The sequence below is a fragment of the Haloarcula sp. H-GB4 genome, assembly GCF_030848575.1.
GTDB lineage: Archaea > Halobacteriota > Halobacteria > Halobacteriales > Haloarculaceae > Haloarcula.
In genome coordinates this window covers 1,159,426-1,177,548 of sequence record NZ_JAVDDX010000001.1, presented here as the reverse complement: position 1 = coordinate 1,177,548, position 18,123 = coordinate 1,159,426, and the positions used below count along the sequence as shown (strand labels likewise).

The window sequence follows — 18,123 nt, the reverse complement described above, 5'->3', positions numbered from 1 at the left end:
ATGCCGACAAAAAATATCGGCGTGACTGGAGCAGACTACGGAACGGCAGTGTCACGGGAGGATATAGTTTTATAAGATGTGAATCAGTGGTAAGTGGTATGAGTCGCGATACCAATCGGCGAGCGTTCCTGAAGCGAACTGGGGCGGTAACCACTGTCGGTCTGCTTGGTGGGTTGGCAGGTTGTTCAACCGAACAGACCGGCGGTGACGGCGGGGACGGCGGAGACGGCGGCGATGGTGGGATGACCGGAACCGGGACCGAGTCCGGTGGCGACAGCGGTCCGGAGTCACCGGACGTGCTGATGGTCGTCGGCTATCCTCAGAGCGGTGTGCAACTGTTCAAGGACTTCTACGCCGACTACGGCGACGATGCCGCCGACATCCTCGTCACCGATGGCCTGCAGGACGGCGAACTGCCGAGTAACGTCGGCGACGATATGTCGAACGTCCGCGGCACGGCCCCGTCAGCGGCCGGGCCTGGTGTCGATACCTTCACAGAGCAGTTCACCTCCGAGTTCGATTACGACGAGGCCGGCGTGTTCACGTCACAGGCATACGACGCGACGGCGGTCCAGATTCTCGCAAACCTGCTGGCCGGCGAAAACGACGGGCAGGCCGTCCGGAATCACATGCGCGTCGTCGCCAATCCGGGCGGCGAGTCGTACGGTCCCTCCGAGTTGCCAGCGGCCGTCGAAGCGGCCGCCGCGGGCGAGAACATCCAGTACGAGGGGGCCTCGAGTGCGGTCAACTTCGACGAAAACGGGGATATGGCCTCGGCGCAGTATCAGGTCTTCGGCTTCCAAGACGGTGGGGGCGTCGATACGCTCAGCACCGTCGACTTCAGCGCTGGCGACGACATCCCACAGCCGGAACCGAACGGCTCTGGGAGCGACTCCGGACGGACGGTCAAGTTCGGTGTGTTGATGCCCGAAACCGGCGACCTCGGACCGCTCGGCAGGCCGATCCGTGACGGAGCGCTACTCCCGGCCCTGCAACTCGAAGGCCAAGTCGACTTCGAGTTCGATTATCAGGTCGGAGACACCCAGACCCAGGCGCAGGCGGGCATCGACGCCGCCAACTCTCTTGTCAGCGCGGGCTATCCGTCAATTACCGGAGCGGCCAGCTCCGAGACGTCGATACAGGTCGCCAGAAACGTGCTCATCGACAGCAGCGTCGTCGGGTGTTCGCCAGCGTCTACGTCGCCGACGATTACTGACCTCGAAGACAACGATTACATGTTCCGCACCCCGCCCAGCGACGCCCTGCAGGGACAGGTCCTTGCGCAAGTCGGCGTGGACGAACTCGGTGCCGCGACCGCATCGACGCTGTACGTGAACAACAGCTACGGGCAAGCACTGCAAGAGGCGTTCGCCGGCGCATTTGAAGCGGAGGGCGGGACTATCGTCAATCAGGTCGGCTTCGAGCAACAGCAGTCCTCCTACACGTCTGAGATCAACAGCGCGATGAACCAGTAACAGGGCTGTCAGCGCTGATCCTTTTTTCGAGCTATCCGCCGAGGAAGTCTTGGCGAACCTGCTCGTCGTTGAGGAGGACCGTCCCTTCGTCCTCGTAGCGATTCTGACCCTGCACGAGCACATAGCCCCGATCACACCGCCGGAGTGCCTCCTTTGCGTTTTGCTCGACCATCAGAATAGCCGTGCCGTCGTCGTTGATGCGGTCGATGCGATCGAACATATCGTCGACCAGGTCCGGGGCGAGCCCGGCGGAGGGCTCGTCGAGCAACAGCAGGTCGGGGTCGAGCATCAGCGCCCGGCCCATGGCGAGCATCTGCTGTTGGCCGCCCGACAGCGTCCCGGCCGACTGGTCGGACCGCTCCCGGAGAATGGGGAACCTGTCGTACACGTCTTCAATCCGGTCTTCCGGCACTTCGTCGAGGATGTACGCACCCATTTCGAGGTTCTCGCGCACACTCAGCGAGCCGAATACGTTGCCGGTCTGGGGGACGTAGCTGATTCCCTCGTAAATGATTTCGTCGGGATTGCGCTGGCTGATATCAGCCCCGCTGAAGATGACCTCTCCACCCATGTACGTTGTCAGGCCGAAGACGGACTTCATCACCGTTGACTTGCCAGCCCCGTTTGGCCCGACGATGACGACGTACTCACCGTCGGAAACGTCCATATGGACATCACTGAGGACCTGCAGATCGCCGTAGCCCGCATCAAGGTCTCGGATGGCGAGGAGCCGCTCGGCTGGGTCGGGGAGCGTGATAGCCTCTGACTCTGTCGCGCGCGGACTCATACGTCACCTCCTAGGTACGCCTCAAGTACCCGCTCGTCCGACTTGATAGTCTCGGCGTCCCCTTCGGCGAGGATGCTCCCCTGATGCATGACGATGATGTGTTCGCAGTTGTTCATGATAACGTCCATGTCGTGTTCGACCAGCAGGAAGGTCAGGCCCTGCTCTCGACGGAGTTCGTGAATCCGCTCCAGTAGTTTCTCTTCCAGCGTCGGGTTGACGCCGGCCAGCGGCTCGTCCAGTAGAATCATCTCGGGGTCGGTCATCAGGACCCGCGCCATCTCCAGCAGTTTCCGCTGGCCACCGGAGAGATTGCCGGCGTTCTCGTGGGCGAGATGGTCGATCTCGAAGAACTCGAGCGTCTCCCACGCGCGGTCCCGAACAGCCGTCTCGTCGTCGATGACATTGCCGCGAAGCCCTGGCGTCACCGACTGGATGACCGACTCGCCGACCTGTCCACCCGGCGCGAGCATCACGTTCTCCAGGACCGTCATCTCGGACAGTTCACGGGCGATCTGGAACGTCCGGACCAGCCCCTTATTTGCGAGTGTGTATGACGGGAGCCCAGTAATGCTCTGGCCGTCAAAGGTGACCCGGCCACCAGTTGGTTCGTGAATGCCAGTGATACAGTTGAACGTCGTCGATTTGCCGGCCCCGTTCGGGCCAATGAGGCCGGTGAGCGACCCCTCTGCCACGGAGAACGTCGCCCCGTCGACTGCGACAACGCCGCCGAACTCCTTGCGGAGGCCGTCGACTTCCAGCAGCGGCGACTCGATCGCGTCGCTCGTGACGGCAGTTTCCTGTTGCGGTGCAGCATCGGGTTCACTCATCTGTCTCACCTCCGGATCCGGACTGCGCTCTGTCAAGGCTCACGCTCGTTGCGGGTTCGTTCCGGTGGCCGAGCAGCCCCTCTGGCTGGTTCTGGATGATATATATCAGCACGACGCCGATGAGGACAAACCGGAGCGTGCTGACGTTGCTAATGGTGTATGCGAGGAGTGGAAGCGGGTCCAGCGACCCGAGTCCGGCAACCGCGTCCACGATGTTGCCGGGTGCGCGAGTGCCGCCAAGCGAGACGTTCTCGCCCAGCCGCGCCGGCAGGTAGAACAGCAGTCCCGAGAACGTCGCTGCGCCGATGATGCTCCCGGTGTTGGATCCGGAGCCGCCGATGATGAGCGCCGCGAACACGTAGAACGTAATCGTCGGTCTGAACTGCTGTGGGCTGACGTAGCCCGCCTGGCCGCGGAACAGGACACCGGCCAGCCCCATCAGCGCACAGCCGATCATGAACGTCTTGATCTTGAACAGGCGGGTGTCCTTGCCCAGTGACTGGGTCACGGTCTCGTCCTCACGAATCGCTTTCAGCACGCGGCCGAACGGCGAATTGGTGATTCGGGCGAGCACCCAGTAGCTCGCAGCCACGACCAGCAGGAGAAGTATCCCGTACGTGAGATTCGCCAGATTCGGCCCGGAAACGCCGACGCCCTCCGCAGCAGTTACGAGTGGCTGCCCGACGCCATTGATGAGCGTCGACGCGACCTCGTTTGCGGACTTGAACGAGATACCGGTCGCGCCGCCGGTTCCGACCGGCGCTCCGAACAGCGAGAACTCGGCGAGGCCGTCCCAGTTGACGACGAGCCGAATTATCTCCGAGAACGCGACCGTCACGATGGCGAGGTAGTCAGCCTTCAGTCGGAGTGCCGGCAGCGCCGCGAGACCGCCGATGATAGCGGCCATTGCCATGCCGCCGATGAGGCCAACCCATAGCGGGAGGCCGAGCCCCGGGACTGCCCCGGCCGCCGGGTCAGTTGGCGCAGTGAGAATCGCTGTCGTGTACGCGCCGACGGCCATGAACCCTGCAATGCCGATGTTGAACAGACCGGTATACCCCCACTGAAGATTCAGCGCCAGCGCGAGGATGGCGTAGCCACCAATGAGAACGGTCACGCTGCCGATGAAGCCGGCAGCGAGGTTCGCCCAGTTCGCCCCCCCGACAGCGATCGCCAGTACGAGCATAACGGCCCAGATACTGGCGATGAAGCCGATGACCAGCCCTACGTCCGGGAGTGCGTCCAGACGGTTTCGAACAGTGTCAACATTACTCATGCAGTCGACACCCCCCCAAAGATGCCGGACGGGCGCAACAGCAAGACGACGATGAGCACCAGAAACGCAGAGGCCCGCGTCAGCCCGGATGGCAGCCAGATCAGGGCCAGACTATCGACTAGCCCAATGAGAATCCCGCCAGCCATCGCCCCGTAGATCGAGCCGATGCCGCCGACGATGACCGCGGCGAAGATGAGCAGGAGCAGAATCCAGCCGAAGTTGAACGATATCGTGCCGCTTTCCAGCACGAGCAGGTAGCCGCCGATGCCTGCCAGGCCGCCACCGAGGATCCAGGTAAGTCGGATCACGCGTTCGGTCGGAATCCCGGTCACGCGTGCGAGATCTTCGTTGTCGGCCATCGCCCGCATTGCCTTGCCAAGCTTCGTCCGCTGTAACAGCAGGTGGACGCCGAGCATCAACAGGACCGACACCACCAGCAGGGTGATTTCGTTGTCGGTGATTGAAATCATCGAGAATAGCGTCACCCGGAGCCCGCCGCTTGCGACCCCGCTTGTCTGCGTGCCGAAGACGAACGCAATGAGGTATCGCAACGCGAGGGCAACACCGATTGACGCAATCAGCAAGGAGATGTTGTCCGTATCGCGCATGGGGCGATAGGTGAGTCGGTCGATGAGTAACACGATCCCAATCGACCCGACACCGGCGATGACAAGGCCGAGAAGCACCGGAATGAACGTCGAAACGGTGCTCAACTGTCGCCCCGAATTGAGCATGAACAGTTCTGAAATCGGGGCTCCGGTCCCGAGGCCAGCGGTGATGTACGCGGCGACCCACCCCAGGAACGCCCCGACAGTCACCGTGTCCCCGTGCGCGAAGTTGGCGAAGTCGAGAATGCTATATGTCATTGACAGACCAATGCCGGCGAGTCCGACCGCCAGTCCGACGAGCAGTCCGTCCACCACCATTGAGAGCAACGAACTCACGGTGAGAGACCCCCCCAGTAACTTGGCTCCGAGGAAAAACACGGTTGTCCCAGCGAGCTTTGCAACTAAATCCAGCAAGAGGAAGCCACTGACCGCGGCTACCACTGCTGCTCCCGGCCGATCGCCCACCACTACGCGGCCGTCTCTTGCGAACTCAGCAATTCCCATAGGTTACCGTTCGTTGGACCTTCCTTTGTAAATAACCCACCGGAAATTCTTGCGGAATAACCATGTAGAAGCCAAAATACCGCTGTGAAAACAGGAATTAACCCCTCCCATGGTCAGGTATCGGTCGAGAGACCATTGATACCACGAGAAAGATAGCGAATGGAGCTACTTCGAACTCGGTGAGGAACGTGAGGGTGAGCGCCCGCACAGCACCCGATGCTGTCATCGGTTACCAGTGTTTTAAGCTGTAGCCGTATCGAGAAATCACCGGCCATCGGCCCGATACCGACGGAGAACGGTGCTATTCACAGCGCTTTTATGCGGTCCATCGATGATATACGACAGATGGTACGCCTGGTCGTCGCCAGTCTCGTGCTGGCTCTCCTGCTGGGAAGCGGTGCCGCGCCACTGGCGATGTCACAGCCGGCCGACGAGAGCGTGGGCGTCCAGACGCCCGACAGGTTCGACCGGACGACGTTTCAGGTCACGTTGTATCAGAACGGGTCGGCGAAGTGGGCGATCGTCCACCGGACACCGCTCGCAAACGACACCGAACAACAGCAGTTCGAGGAGTTCGCTGAGGAATTCGAGCAGTCGGAGCAGCCACTGTACCAGAATTTCGTCGAGCAGTCGACGCTGCTGACACAGTACGGGACGAACGTGACCGGCCGGAACATGAGTGCGACCAACTACGCCCGGTCGGCGACGGTCGACCCGCTCCAGAACACTGGAACCGTGCGGATGTCGTTCCACTGGCGTAACTTCGCGGTTGTCGAGGGCGACGCGGTTGTGGTCAGCGACGTGTTTGATGGCGGGTTCTACATCGGGCCGAGCCAGTCGTTCGTCTTCGAGCGCGGCCCCGAACTTGCGTTCGTCGACGTCCAACCGGACCCCAACTCACAGAGCGAACCTGACTCGCTCGAAAACAGCGAGAGTGTTACGTGGAACGGCGAGCAGTCGTTCAACGACCGTCGGCCCTATGTGGAGTTGCAGCCGCGCGAAACCGGGCAGAGCGCTGGCGCTGAACAGCGCACCACAGCGGGTGGTGACACACCTGCCGAGGCCGCTGGTGGGCTGTCGTGGATGCTCCCGGTCGCCATCGTCGGTCTCATTGTCGTCGCCGGTGGCGTGGCCGCGTGGCGGTCCGGCGCGCTGAGAGGGGTGTTGGGAACCGACGATGACGAGCCGTCCGCTCCGTCGCCGTCGGCCACAGGCGGCACTGAGAAGCCGTCGACGGCTTCCTCGGGCGATGCAACGGCAGACACCGACACCCCTGAGGACCCGGCAGTCCCCGACGAGGAACTGCTCACCGACAGCGACCGCGTCCGCAAACTGCTGGAGGAAAACGGGGGCCGAATGAAGCAGGTCGACATCGTCGACAGCACCGACTGGTCAAAGTCGAAGGTGAGTATGCTCCTCTCGGATATGGAGGACGACGGCGAAATCTCGAAGCTCAGAGTCGGCCGCGAGAACATCATTAGCCTCGCCGGTCAGGAACCCGACGCTGCGGGGTCACCGTTCGACGACGAGTGATACTGTCGGCTGTCCGTCTGTATAGCGGAATACCTTGCAATAGTTACAGCCAACAGTATGATAAACCAGCACAGGGCGGGGCTGAAACGCAATGATTATACGTATATCCTCGCTACGGATTTGTGTACGCTCCGTTGGTGTAGTCCGGCCAATCATATCACCCTCTCACGGTGATGACTAGGGTTCAAATCCCTGACGGAGCATTTCTCTCCGATTCAACGCATACACAGTTACCACGTTCTGTGACCGACAGTATTTGTGTCTGCCAGTCCAATCGGGCGGTATGCGCGTCGCGGTAGTCACCGTCGGAGACGAACTGCTCAGTGGCGAGACGGTCAACACGAACGCTGCGTGGCTTGGACAACAGCTCGCGGAGCGTGGCGTCACCGTCGGTCGGACGACGGTTGTCCCCGACGAGATCTCGGACATTGCCCGCGTGGTCAACGAGTACCACGCAGAGTTCGACGCTGTCATCGTCACCGGTGGCCTTGGACCGACGCACGACGACAAAACAATCGATGCCGTCGCCGCTGCATTCGGGCGGGACGTCGTCGAGAGCGAGGACGCCATCGCGTGGCTGGAAGAACACGGCGGGTACACACGCGATGACCTGACCGACGGCACCGGCGAGGTGCCGGAAGGGTCCCGCGTTTTGCCAAACCACGAGGGCGTTGCGCCCGGCTGTGTCGTCGAGAGCTGCTACGTCTTGCCGGGCGTGCCGGGCGAGATGAAGCGGATGTTCGAGGAGGTCGCAGAAGAGTTCGCCGGCGAGCAGCGGTACGTTCACACCGTCGACGCCGCCGAGCCCGAGAGCGCACTGCTCGACCGACTGGCAGAGGTCCAAGAGCAGTTCCCGGTCAAGGTCGGGAGCTATCCGGGCGAGCACGTGACCGTCCGGTTCGAGGGGACAGAGGAGGAGCTAGTCGAGGAGGCGGCGGCGTGGTTCAGCGAACGCGTCGAGTCACCGACGGCAGAGTGACTACCGGTAGAGGTGGTTCAGCCAGAGAAACGTAAGCAGTAGGCCACCGAGCGTGATGGCCGCGCCGGACGCGTTGATAATCCCTGTCTGAACGCCGCTCTGGAGTACGACTGACATAGCTGTGCGTTCTGCGTGGGGTGGCTTGAAAGGCACGCTCCCGGGCCTCTTTTGCCGCGGGGTCGCGTAGCGACGGCGAATGCGACGAATTGGTGTCGTGGTCAACCCCATCGCCGGCATGGGCGGCCGCGTCGGCCTCAAGGGCACTGACGGGAAAGTCGGGGAGGCGCGCCGCCGCGGCGCGGAGCAACGCGCACCGGACCGCGCACGGACGGCGCTTGCATCACTCGCCGAAGTCGGGACGGACGTGGAACTGCTCACGTACGGCGACCCGATGGGGGACGGTATCGCTCGTGAGGCAGAGTTCGATCCGACGGTCGTTGGCACTCCGGGGAGTACTGACGAAACGACGAGCAAGGATACCCAAGATGCGGTTCGAGCGTTCGTTGAGGCGGATGTGGACGTGATCCTGTTTGTCGGTGGCGACGGCACGGCTGTCGACGTCGCAACGACGCTTGATGACCTGGACGCAGCTATCCCGATTCTGGGCGTCCCAGCCGGGGTCAAAGTGTATTCCTCCGTGTTTGGTGTGTCGCCGCGTGCGGCCGGGCGCATCGTCGCCCGCTTCTCTGAGACAGAGCGCGCGGAGGTGAACGATATCGACGAGGACGCGTTTAGAGGTGGGGAAGTAGTCACCGAACTCCGAGCCGTCGCGGAGGTCCCCGTAGCTGACCAGCGCCAGTCGGCCAAGCAACTGGGCGGCGGCAGTGTCGAATCGCTTGCCGAAAGCGTCGCCAATGCCGCTGACCCAGATGTTACCTACGTCCTTGGGCCAGGGAGTACCGTCGGCGCTATCAAAGAAGAACTGGGGTTCGACGGAACGACGCTTGGCGTGGACGTGTGGCGTGACGGGGAGGTGCTTGCCCGCGACGCCGCCGAGGCAGATATCCTCGACGCCCTCGGCGACCGGAACGTCATCGTCGTCTCGCCGATCGGCGGACAGGGGTTCGTGTTCGGTCGGGGGAACCAGCAGCTATCGCCGGCGGTCATCAGACAGTGTGACCTCGAAGTGGTCGCCTCACGGCGGAAACTGGACGGCGTTGGCACGTTGCGTGTCGACACAGGCGATCCGGAACTGGACGAGAAGCTTCGCGGCTGGTTGCGAGTCCGTGTCGGGCGGCACGAACGCAGACTTGTCGAGGTCGTCTGAAGCTTCTCCAGCCGAGCGAAATGAACCATGATATATCGGCTGCGGTATTTTATCATGTATAGTCAAGATTAAGGTATCTCACGCCCCACAAAGGACATATGGAAACCCGGAAAGTCCAGCGATTGGGGCCGTCGACGCTCGCGATGACGTTGCCGGCGGAGTGGGCCAGTGAGCACGACGTTGAGAAAGGCGACGAGGTGTCGCTACGAATGGGCGGCAAAGGCACGCTGACAGTCATGCCCGAGTCCGTCCAGACCGAGGAATCAGAAGCTATCATCCACGCGGAGAATCTCGACGCCGATTCCGTCGAACGGGCTATCGTCGCCCAGTACGTGCTCGGCCGGCGCGTCATCCACGTCGAAGCCCCAGAGGGCGAGACACTGGAATCCTCGCACATCAACGCCGTCTACAACGCCGAAACCCAGTTGATGGGCCTCGGCGTCATCGAGGAGACGCCCGACCGGATCGCGATTCGCTGCTCCGTCGACCCGGAGGACTTCACGCTTAACAACCTCCTCGAACGGCTGGAATCCACTGGCTCGACGATGCGAAATGAAGCGGTGAAATCTCTCGCCCACGGCAATCCCGACCTCGCCCAGCGGGCGCTCAACCGCGAGCGACAGGCCAACAAGATATTCGTCCTCCTACTCCGCCTCATCTTCACGGCCTACCAGAACCCTAATCTCGCGCGAGCTATCGGCCTCAACGACGGCTTCCCGCTCATCGGTTATCGATCGATTGCGAAGAACCTCGAACTGACGGCGGACAACGCCGAGGATATCGCCGAGATCGCGCTTGAGACCGACGACCACTCCCTCAACGTCGACAGTTCGACCATGCGTCGCATCCGTGAGTTCACCGATCAGGTCAACGACATTACCGAACTGGCGGTTCAGGCGGCCGTCGACCGCAACTACGACACCGCGATTCAGGTCCGAGAGCTGTACAAGGACATCGGCGACAAGGAACACGAGATCCTCGATGACCTGCCGGAGATGGACAACGAAGCGCTGCTAGAAGTGCGTGAAGTGCTTGTCAGCCTCCAGCAGACGGCTGAGTTTGCTGTCCGGAGCGCCGAGATCGCGACGAACCTCGCACTCAACGAAGAGTCCGAGCACACAACAATCGAGTAAGGCGGCTACCGCGGCCCGCGGTTGCGGTTTGCAGCAACAGTCCTGTTTTCGGACTCCACCATCTAATTTAGCAGGTTCACTGCCACGACAAACTGCGGTGAAAAACACTTGTGCCTTTCAGTGGGCATTGTGAACGGTCCAGTATGAAGCGGCCTGTCGGTCCACCGACACCCATTCATATCACTGTCAAAGAGACCATCGCGGCGCTTGAGGACTGTCACCCCACGCAACTCGGGAGCCTTGACATGGTTATCGACGGTGAGCGACTGGACGCAGTATCGGATATCCCACCGGGAGAGTTGCCGATGCTGTTCCAGTACTGCGGCTACACGATAACGATCGATGGCACGGGGACGCTCTATGTCGAGAACTGAGGGAGCGGATTACTAGTACTGACTACCCGAGGAGGCCGCCATCGTCTGTTTCGGTTTCAGTCGGCGTGGCCGTCTCCGTTGGGGTCGCTGTGGGTTTCTCGGTCGTCGTTTCAGTCGTGGCCTCCGTGTCCGTCTCTCCGCCGTCAAACAGGCCGTCATCCGTCTCTGAGTCCTCTTCGCCCAGTAGTCCGCCGTCTGTTTCGGTTTCCGTGGGTGTCGGCGTCGGGGTTGCAGTCATGCTGTCGCCTGTCGAACTATCGGACCCATCGCTGGGGCTGCCAGCAGTCCCATCGCCGGTCGGGTACTGCGTCTTGGTGCCGAAGATATCTGTCTCTATCTCCTGCTGGTAGTCGATGGAGTCCAGATCGACTCTGAACTGCTCGCCGCCGCCCTCAAGCACGAGGTAGAAATCGATGTAGAGATCCGTCTGCTGATTTCGCTGGAGATGGGTCACCCACCAGCGGTCAAGGTTCTCGTTCTGGATAGCGGTGTTCGCTTCGAGTGTCGTCTTCTCGCCTGGCCTGAGGACGTAGCCTCGATTCGTTTCGCCTTCGCCGACGGTCACGTCGTTCATCCGGATGGTGTAGCCGACTTTGGTGATTGTGTAGGGGTACGGCTTTGGGTTGTACACGTCGAAGGCGAGGTTCAGCGGCGTCTCGGACTGTGTGAGATTCGTCTGGTCCCACGCGCCGCGGGTCTCGTTGATGTAGAGGACGGGGTCCGAGACGAGCGGCTGGTCTGCCTCGACGGGCCGCGTCTCGGTGGAGTTGAACTGGCTGAGGAGGGCCGTCTCGATAGTTCGTTCTTGGCTAAACGACACTGACCGACCGCCGAGCGTCGAGGACGTGATGGTTGCGTCGATGCCCACTGTCGTCGTCTCGCCATTGTTGATGTGGGTGACCCACCACGGCGGAATACGGTCGTTTTGCATCTCGGTGGTGAACTGCAACGTCGAGTTGCCGGTACCGAGACCGACGCCCTGCCTGTCGCCCCGTGCCATCTCTACGCCGTTCATTGAGATAGTGTAATTGAGTCCGACGCCGCCCAGCTGGACGCCGACAGGGTTCGGATTAGTCACAGTCAGGTTCGTTCCCACCGTGGTCGTCTGGTTCGAGACATCCGAGAAGTGATTATCAACGGACGCGACGCTTGGCGTCCCCAGTACACCGAGCGCGACGCTGCCTCCTGCGACAGCGCCGATCGCGACGAGTAGCACACCAACTTGTTTCAACCGGCCCATGGTTGCTCTCCCATCTTCGACGGGTCGGTATATGTCCTGTGGCCCGAGCCCGAATGAACTAAGTGGGCAACACCGAAAGCGTGGTACATGAGTTCCAAGGCGTCCAAAAGCGACATGGGGATGGGCCTGGCCCTGCTGTTCGGGCTCGTCTCGGTCGGCGCGGCCCTGTTTACAGCAACCAACAGCTATAATTACGCGATTCTGCACGCACAGGAGCTTGAAACGGGGAACCTGCTCGTGACATCTGGCGGCGCGTTCGGGCTCGCGATGCTGGCCGCGGCCGTGGCCATCGTGGCGATTCACGCCTACGACGCCTGAGACTGGTATCAGCCACGAGACTGTGAAGGGAACCGTTAAAAACGCTGAGACCGTATCTTTAGTATGGCCGATTACAGCGAGGAAGACCGACGCATTCTCGAATATCTCCGGGACAGCGTCTCGCGTGGGGAGAGCTACTTCCGCGCGAAGAACATCGCTGAGCAGCTCGGCCTCTCGTCGAAGCAAGTGGGCGCGCGGCTCCCACGCTTAGCTGAGGAGGCCGACGAAGTCGAAATCGAGAAGTGGGGTCGAGCACGGTCGACAACGTGGCGCGTCACACCGACCGGATAGCCCCCGTCGGGTTTTACGCACTGTTACAATCGGTGGATTCATCGGCCAGTAGTCCTCAGTACCTTCCATGACTGTCCGGGTCGAACGAACGATGACTGTGCCGGCCACACCGGAACGTGTCTGGGAATTCATCACCGACCCGGATAAACGGGCCCGGCCGATCAGCGTCGTCACTGACTGGAAAGTCATCGACGACACACACGCGAACTGGTCGATCGAGCTCCCGATTCCGGTGGTCAGCCAGACGATGACGGTGAAAACCGAGGATGTCGAGCAGCGCCGTCCGGAGTATGCCCGCTTCATCGGTCGCTCAAAAGTGATGACCGTCCAGGGCGAACACGAACTCGAAGAGACGGCCGACGGCGGCACGAAACTGACCAACCGGTTCATCGTCGACGGCAAACTCCCGGGGGTTGAGCGCTTCTTCAAGCGGAACCTCGACGACGAGATGCAGAACCTCGAACAGGCTCTGCGTGACGACCTCGAAGTCGAAGCATGAGGCTCACGCTTGCCCAGATAGACGTGTCGTCGGGCTCGGTTGCCGAGAACGTCGGCCGCGCGACGACCGCCATCAGGGACGCGGCCGCAGACGGCGCGGACCTCGTTGTACTCCCAGAACTGTTCAACGTCGGCTACTTCGCTTTTGATCGCTACGCTCGGGACGCGGAGGGGCTGGACGGCGAGACGCTCAGCCAGATTCGAAGCGTCGCCGCGAACAACGAGGTGGCGGTGCTGGCCGGGAGCGTCGTTGAGGATTTATCGACGAGCGCCGACAGTGGGTTCGACGTGCCCGCAGATGAGGGGCTGGCGAACACCGCTGTGTTCTTCGACCGCGACGGGGAGCGACGGGCAGTGTACCGAAAGCACCACCTGTTTGGCTACGACTCCGCGGAATCCCAGTTGCTGGAGCCGGGTGAGACGGTTCCGACCGTCGACTTCGAGGGATTCACTGTGGGGGTCACGACCTGCTATGACCTCCGGTTCCCGGAACTGTACCGTCACCTCGTGGACGAAGGTGTGACGCTGACGCTCGTGCCCAGTGCGTGGCCGTATCCGCGCGTCGAGCACTGGAAACTGTTCGGTCGTGCCCGCGCCGTCGAGAACCAACTGTACGTCGCCGCGGTGAACGGCGTCGGACAGTTCGAGGACGCGGAACTGCTGGGTCGGTCGACGGTGTACGACCCGTGGGGGACGACGCTCGCCAGCGCCGACGACCACCCGGCGCTGGTGACCGCGACCCTCGACCCTACGCGCGTCGAACAGATCCGCGATGAGTTCCCGGCGCTTGCTGACCGCCGGACGGACTGGCCGTAACTGCAGTCGCTATTTGACAAAAAGCGGTTTTTGAGCGTTCGCTGTCGTTATACTGCTCTCAGAACGAGTACGTGCCGTATGGCTTCTCGAGTCAGGGTCCTCGCTGTTGTCGGTCTCCTCCTCCTTGCCGGCTGTACCGGCATGGGTGGGAGCGGCGATGCGGGCGAGGCACAGGGCGGCGGTGACGGCGCACAGATGTCCAGCGGCGACGGCGGGTCGAGCCAACCCGAAGCGGCTGATTCGGGCGCAAATGTGGGTGATAGCGAGAACATCCAGGCCGGCGACGCGGCGGCTGACCGGGCCATCATCCGCAACGGGCGGATGGTGGTCGAAGTGGAGAACTACTCCACGACAGCCGACGCAATCGCCGCCCGCGCTCGCACGTCCGGCGGATATGTTAGCGACTCGAACCGCGAACTCCACCGTGACGACGGCGAGACGTGGTACACCGGCTACATCGTCGTCAGAGTGCCAAGCGAGGAGTACGAACCGACGCAGTCGATGGTGGCCGAGCAGGGGACGGTCCGCTCCGAGGAGACAACGACAAAAGACGTGACCGACAAGCTCGTCGACCTCGAAGCACGGCTGACTAACCTCCGGGAGCGCCGCGACCGCCTGCGGACCTTCTACGAACAGGCCAACAGCACGGAGGAACTGCTCCGTATCGAGGAACAACTGTCGTCGGTCCAGAGCGATATCGAACGCCTCGAAGCACAGAAGCGCTCGCTCGAACAGCGGGTCGCCTATTCGACGCTGCGTGTCGAGATTCATGAACCGGCCCCGGAGCCGTCGGCTCAGCAAGTGCCGTACCACGAGCGGTCGCTTGTCGCTGCGTTCCTCTCGTCAGTGACCGACGTGTACGTGTTCACCCGTGGGCTGCTGGTGACCGTCGCGAGCCTCGCGCCGTGGCTTGTCGTCCTCGCCGTCCCAGTTGTCGGCGGCCGCCGACTCCTCCGCCGTCGGTCGCTCCCGCTGCTGGGCCGACGTGGCACGTCTGAATCAGCCACAGAAGACGGTGACGGCGGCGGTGACGGCCCTCAGAAGGAACCCACCGACGAACCGAATTCGTCGTCGTCCGATGGCGACACGTAGGCGGGCCTGACACCGGGCCTTTTTTGCGTGTGCACTCGCTACGAGTATCTGCCGGCAAGGCGCTTTTCACGTCGATGCCGGCGCTAACGCCCGTCTCGCTGCTCGGCCACTCGGCGTCGCTCGTCCGCCAAGGCTGTCCGGACAGCCTTTTCACTCCTCTCCCGGAGTCGACCCTTTCGCCTCTCCTCGCCTTTCGGATACTATCGACAGAATGCTCTCGCTCAGCAGATAGTACAACCAAGATGGATACCCTACGTCCACCGAGCTACCGCGTGCGCTCCCGCTCCAGCGCCTCGCCGAAGTGTTCTGGCGTGATCTCCACTTCCTCAGCGTTCTCGGTGGCTTCTTCAGGTCCGTAGGCGGACGCGACCTCCCGGATAGCCAGCATCGATGCTTCGCGGACGACGGCCTCCAGTTCTGCGCCCGAGAAGCCGTCGGTCTCTTCAGCAAGGTCCTCGATATCGGTGTCAGCAGCGAGCGGCTTCCCGGCGGTGTGGACGGAAAGAATCTCTTCGCGGGCGTCACGGTCGGGGTTCGGGACCTCGACGTGCTGTTCGAGGCGACCCGGTCGCAGTAGCGCATCGTCAATCATGTCCCGGCGGTTGGTCGCGGCCAAGACGACCAGATTGGGGTTCTCGGTGATGCCGTCCAGTTCGGCGAGTAGCTGGGAGACGACGCGCTCGGTGACCTCGTTGCCCTGACCGCGGTGGCTGGCGATGGCGTCGATCTCGTCGAGGAAGATGATGCTCGGTGCGGTCTGGCGGGCACGCTCGAACAGTTCCCGGACCGCTTCCTCGCTCTCGCCGACGTAGCGGTCCATGATTTCGGGGCCCGCGACGTGGATGAAGTTCACGTCGCTCTCACCGGCGACGGCCCGAGCGAGCAAGGTTTTGCCGGTTCCCGGAGGGCCATAGAGTAGAATACCGCTCGGCGGGTCGGTGTTCGTTGCGGTGAACAGTTCACCGTACGACAGCGGCCATTCGATGGTCTCAGTCAGCGTCTGCTTGACCTCGGCCAGCCCGCCCACGTCGTCGAAGGTCGCCGTTGGCGACTCGGCGACGTACTCCCGCATCGCGCTGGGGTCGACAGTGGCAAGCGCGGTTTCGAAGTCGTCCTGATGGACATCGCCGTTGTCGCGGTCGGCCCGGAGTGCGGCCATCGCGGCCTCGGTGGTCAGCGACGCGAGGTCAGCCCCGACGAAGCCGTGAGTCTGGGCGGCGATGCGGTCAAGATCCACGTCGTCGTGCAGCGGCATGTCCCGCGTGTGGACATCCATAATCTCGCGGCGGCCGTGCTCACCGGGAACGCCGATTTCGATTTCGCGGTCGAAGCGGCCGCCACGGCGCAGTGCCGGGTCGATGGCGTCGACGCGGTTCGTCGCCCCGATGACGACGACGCGACCTCGGTCTTCGAGGCCGTCCATCAGCGTGAGCAACTGGGCGACAACGCGGTTCTCCATGTCCGCGTCCTCGTCCCGAGAGCCAGCGATGGAGTCGATTTCGTCGACGAAGAGGATGGCCGGCGCGTTCGCCTCGGCTTTCTCGAAGGCCTCCCGGAGTCGTTCCTCGCTTTCGCCCTTATACTTCGAGACGATTTCGGGGCCGGAGATGGTGTCGAAGTAGGCGTCGACTTCGTTGGCGACGGCACGGGCGATGAGGGTTTTCCCTGTCCCGGGCGGGCCGTGGAGCAACACGCCGCTCGGTGGGTCGATACCCAGACGGCGGAACTCTTCGGGCTCCGAGAGAGGCATCTCGATCATCTCGCGGATACGGTCCAGTTCCTCGTCGAGGCCGCCGATGTCCTCGTAGCTCACCCCGGACTCCGTTTCGGCGGTCGGCGTGTTCGCTGTTGTTCCCTCCTCGGGTGACGACTGGCCCGCATCGCTGCCGCCGTCGAGCCCTGGCAGCACGGTCACCGCCGTCGCGTCGGTAACCCGGACTGGCCCCGACGGAGACGTTTTGCGGACGAGGAAGGTCCCCAATCCATCGATGTGGGTCCGCTCGTCAGCCTGAATAATTTGGTCGACGAGACGCTTCCGGACCAGACTCTCGTAGTCCTCGCTGCCCGGCATCGGTTCGACCGGCTGGACGGCAATTTCGGTAGCCTCTGAGACCGACCCGCTTGTCACTGTGACCGTGTCACCGATGTTGACACCGGCGTTCGCCCGGGTGTCCGAATCGATACGGACGAACGAGCCGTCGTCGTCAGCCGGCCAGACCTTCACGACAGTCATGTCATCCCCGTCGATGATGACGGGCGACCCGCTCAACACGCCCAGCTCAGTCCGTGCGGACTCCGGCAGTCGTGCGATACCGCGCCCGGCGTCGCGCTTGTTCGCACCCTCAACGGTGAGTTCGACACCGGCCTCAGTGGACCCGCTCATGCCGCCTTCTTGCAATCCGACTCCCTTGAGGGTTCCCGTTGTGTTGCGGGAAAATAATATACGGGCGGCAATTCGAGTCTCTGATATGGTTGTCCAAACCGAGAGAGACGAGGTCACGTGGTACAAGTGCGAGACGTGTGGCCTGATGTTCGACGACCAGAGCGACGCGCGCCAGCACGAGGAGAACTGCGACGACGAAGACCCGTCCTACATCCAGTAACGGTCCTCGCCCCGCAGTCGCGCCTGCCCCACTGCAGGGCTCACCCCTCGACGATTTCGAAGCTCCGCTCGCCGAGTTCGTCCTCCTCGAAGACGAACACCCGGCCGTTCGTCACGTCGTAGTCCACCTCAACTGCCGTCCGCATCTGATTGTCCCGGACCGTGACGCCCGGGAACAGTTCGTCCTCCTCGCCGTCGTCGAGGATGACCCGCCCGACGCCTGTCTCTTCGAGAATATCGTCATGTGTCCGGAGGTCGTTGACGTACACGAGGATACCTGATGTCTCCGTTTTGTCGGTTATCAGGACGTGTGTGTCTTTGCCCGGCGAAGTCTGGATACTCCCTTCGACCGCCGTTGGGACGCCGTGATAGAACGCCTGGCGGCCGTCGAGGTACTCCACGACGACGCCGTCCTCGGTCAACTCGACCGAGACGGTGTCCGGTGCGATGTCCGACCGGTTGCTCATACCAACTGTTCCGGCGGCGCGCTCAAAAGTGACGCG

General features: G+C 62.3%; 19 protein-coding genes and 1 tRNA gene. 13 read left to right on the top strand and 7 right to left on the bottom strand.

Translation table 11 applies throughout. From position 1 onward, the window contains the following. Nucleotides 1–98 precede the first annotated feature (98 nt). Entirely contained in the window at nt 99–1,475 is a 1,377-nt protein-coding gene (locus RBH20_RS06160; RefSeq protein ID WP_373567950.1) for an ABC transporter substrate-binding protein, read from the top strand. Nucleotides 1,476–1,506: 31 nt separating this feature from the next. On the opposite strand, the gene RBH20_RS06155 is transcribed toward RBH20_RS06160, so the two are convergent. The 4 genes from RBH20_RS06155 to RBH20_RS06140 are packed head-to-tail and all read right to left on the bottom strand — an operon-like array spanning nt 1,507 to nt 5,477. Further along, nucleotides 1,507–2,262, bottom strand: a complete 756-nt coding sequence (locus RBH20_RS06155) for an ABC transporter ATP-binding protein (protein WP_306706569.1) — start codon at nt 2,260–2,262, stop codon at nt 1,507–1,509. Further along, nucleotides 2,259–3,089 carry an ABC transporter ATP-binding protein gene (locus RBH20_RS06150; protein ID WP_306706567.1) on the bottom strand — a complete coding sequence of 277 codons (831 nt, stop codon included), beginning with the start codon at nt 3,087–3,089 and terminating at the stop codon, nt 2,259–2,261. The genes RBH20_RS06155 and RBH20_RS06150 overlap by 4 nt, the downstream gene beginning before the upstream one ends. Then, nucleotides 3,082–4,365, bottom strand: coding sequence for a branched-chain amino acid ABC transporter permease (locus RBH20_RS06145; RefSeq protein ID WP_306706565.1), 1,284 nt, complete (start codon nt 4,363–4,365; stop codon nt 3,082–3,084). Before RBH20_RS06145 ends, RBH20_RS06150 begins: the two co-directional genes overlap by 8 nt. Next, on the bottom strand, nt 4,362–5,477 hold the full coding sequence (locus tag RBH20_RS06140; protein ID WP_306706563.1) for a branched-chain amino acid ABC transporter permease: 1,116 nt from the start codon (nt 5,475–5,477) through the stop codon (nt 4,362–4,364). Before RBH20_RS06140 ends, RBH20_RS06145 begins: the two co-directional genes overlap by 4 nt. 318 nt (nt 5,478–5,795) lie before the next feature. Between RBH20_RS06140 and RBH20_RS06135 the strand changes: the two genes are divergently transcribed. From RBH20_RS06135 to RBH20_RS06110, 6 genes are all read left to right on the top strand, one after another. Beyond that, the gene (locus RBH20_RS06135; RefSeq protein WP_306706561.1) at nt 5,796–7,010 is read left to right on the top strand and encodes a hypothetical protein; all 1,215 of its coding nucleotides are present in this window, start codon (nt 5,796–5,798) and stop codon (nt 7,008–7,010) included. Nucleotides 7,011–7,138: 128 nt separating this feature from the next. Beyond that, nucleotides 7,139–7,213 (top strand) — tRNA-Glu (locus RBH20_RS06130). 80 nt (nt 7,214–7,293) lie between these two features. After that, on the top strand, nt 7,294–7,989 hold the full coding sequence (locus RBH20_RS06125; protein WP_306706559.1) for a molybdopterin-binding protein: 696 nt from the start codon (nt 7,294–7,296) through the stop codon (nt 7,987–7,989). A gap of 196 nt (nt 7,990–8,185) precedes the next feature. After that, complete coding sequence (locus tag RBH20_RS06120; RefSeq protein WP_306706558.1) at nt 8,186–9,256, top strand: ATP-NAD kinase family protein; 1,071 nt, start codon at nt 8,186–8,188, stop codon at nt 9,254–9,256. Nucleotides 9,257–9,354: 98 nt separating this feature from the next. Beyond that, nucleotides 9,355–10,389 carry a phosphate uptake regulator PhoU gene (locus RBH20_RS06115; protein ID WP_005534477.1) on the top strand — a complete coding sequence of 345 codons (1,035 nt, stop codon included), beginning with the start codon at nt 9,355–9,357 and terminating at the stop codon, nt 10,387–10,389. Between the two features lie 143 nt (nt 10,390–10,532). Next, nucleotides 10,533–10,763, top strand: a complete 231-nt coding sequence (locus RBH20_RS06110) for a HalOD1 output domain-containing protein (protein ID WP_306706554.1) — start codon at nt 10,533–10,535, stop codon at nt 10,761–10,763. 22 nt (nt 10,764–10,785) lie between these two features. Here RBH20_RS06110 and RBH20_RS06105 read toward each other — a convergent pair whose 3' ends face one another. Then, the gene (locus RBH20_RS06105) at nt 10,786–12,003 is read right to left on the bottom strand and encodes an LEA type 2 family protein (RefSeq protein WP_373567949.1); all 1,218 of its coding nucleotides are present in this window, start codon (nt 12,001–12,003) and stop codon (nt 10,786–10,788) included. Nucleotides 12,004–12,123: 120 nt separating this feature from the next. Here RBH20_RS06105 and RBH20_RS06100 point away from each other — a divergent pair, with 120 nt between their 5' ends. The 5 genes from RBH20_RS06100 to RBH20_RS06080 all read left to right on the top strand — a co-directional run bounded on the left by RBH20_RS06100 (nt 12,124) and on the right by RBH20_RS06080 (nt 15,018). Continuing rightward, nucleotides 12,124–12,321 (top strand): hypothetical protein, encoded by a 198-nt coding sequence (locus tag RBH20_RS06100; protein WP_005534482.1) that lies wholly within the window; start codon nt 12,124–12,126, stop codon nt 12,319–12,321. A 63-nt stretch (nt 12,322–12,384) separates the two neighbouring features. Then, the gene (locus RBH20_RS06095; RefSeq protein WP_004592831.1) at nt 12,385–12,612 is read left to right on the top strand and encodes a hypothetical protein; all 228 of its coding nucleotides are present in this window, start codon (nt 12,385–12,387) and stop codon (nt 12,610–12,612) included. 67 nt (nt 12,613–12,679) lie between these two features. Further along, the gene (locus RBH20_RS06090) at nt 12,680–13,111 is read left to right on the top strand and encodes an SRPBCC family protein (protein WP_306706550.1); all 432 of its coding nucleotides are present in this window, start codon (nt 12,680–12,682) and stop codon (nt 13,109–13,111) included. Beyond that, nucleotides 13,108–13,926, top strand: a complete 819-nt coding sequence (locus tag RBH20_RS06085) for a carbon-nitrogen family hydrolase (RefSeq protein WP_306706548.1) — start codon at nt 13,108–13,110, stop codon at nt 13,924–13,926. Before RBH20_RS06090 ends, RBH20_RS06085 begins: the two co-directional genes overlap by 4 nt. Nucleotides 13,927–14,004: 78 nt before the next feature. Then, a complete protein-coding gene (locus RBH20_RS06080; protein WP_306706546.1) occupies nt 14,005–15,018 on the top strand; it encodes a DUF4349 domain-containing protein in 1,014 nt (337 codons plus the stop codon). Between the two features lie 265 nt (nt 15,019–15,283). Here RBH20_RS06080 and RBH20_RS06075 read toward each other — a convergent pair whose 3' ends face one another. Next, nucleotides 15,284–17,401 carry a CDC48 family AAA ATPase gene (locus RBH20_RS06075; RefSeq protein WP_306706544.1) on the bottom strand — a complete coding sequence of 706 codons (2,118 nt, stop codon included), beginning with the start codon at nt 17,399–17,401 and terminating at the stop codon, nt 15,284–15,286. Nucleotides 17,402–17,486: 85 nt separating this feature from the next. Here RBH20_RS06075 and RBH20_RS06070 point away from each other — a divergent pair, with 85 nt between their 5' ends. Beyond that, a complete protein-coding gene (locus RBH20_RS06070; RefSeq protein WP_004517924.1) occupies nt 17,487–17,621 on the top strand; it encodes a hypothetical protein in 135 nt (44 codons plus the stop codon). Between the two features lie 40 nt (nt 17,622–17,661). On the opposite strand, the gene RBH20_RS06065 is transcribed toward RBH20_RS06070, so the two are convergent. Beyond that, nucleotides 17,662–18,087 carry a DUF5796 family protein gene (locus RBH20_RS06065; protein ID WP_306706540.1) on the bottom strand — a complete coding sequence of 142 codons (426 nt, stop codon included), beginning with the start codon at nt 18,085–18,087 and terminating at the stop codon, nt 17,662–17,664. Nucleotides 18,088–18,123: the final 36 nt, after the last annotated feature.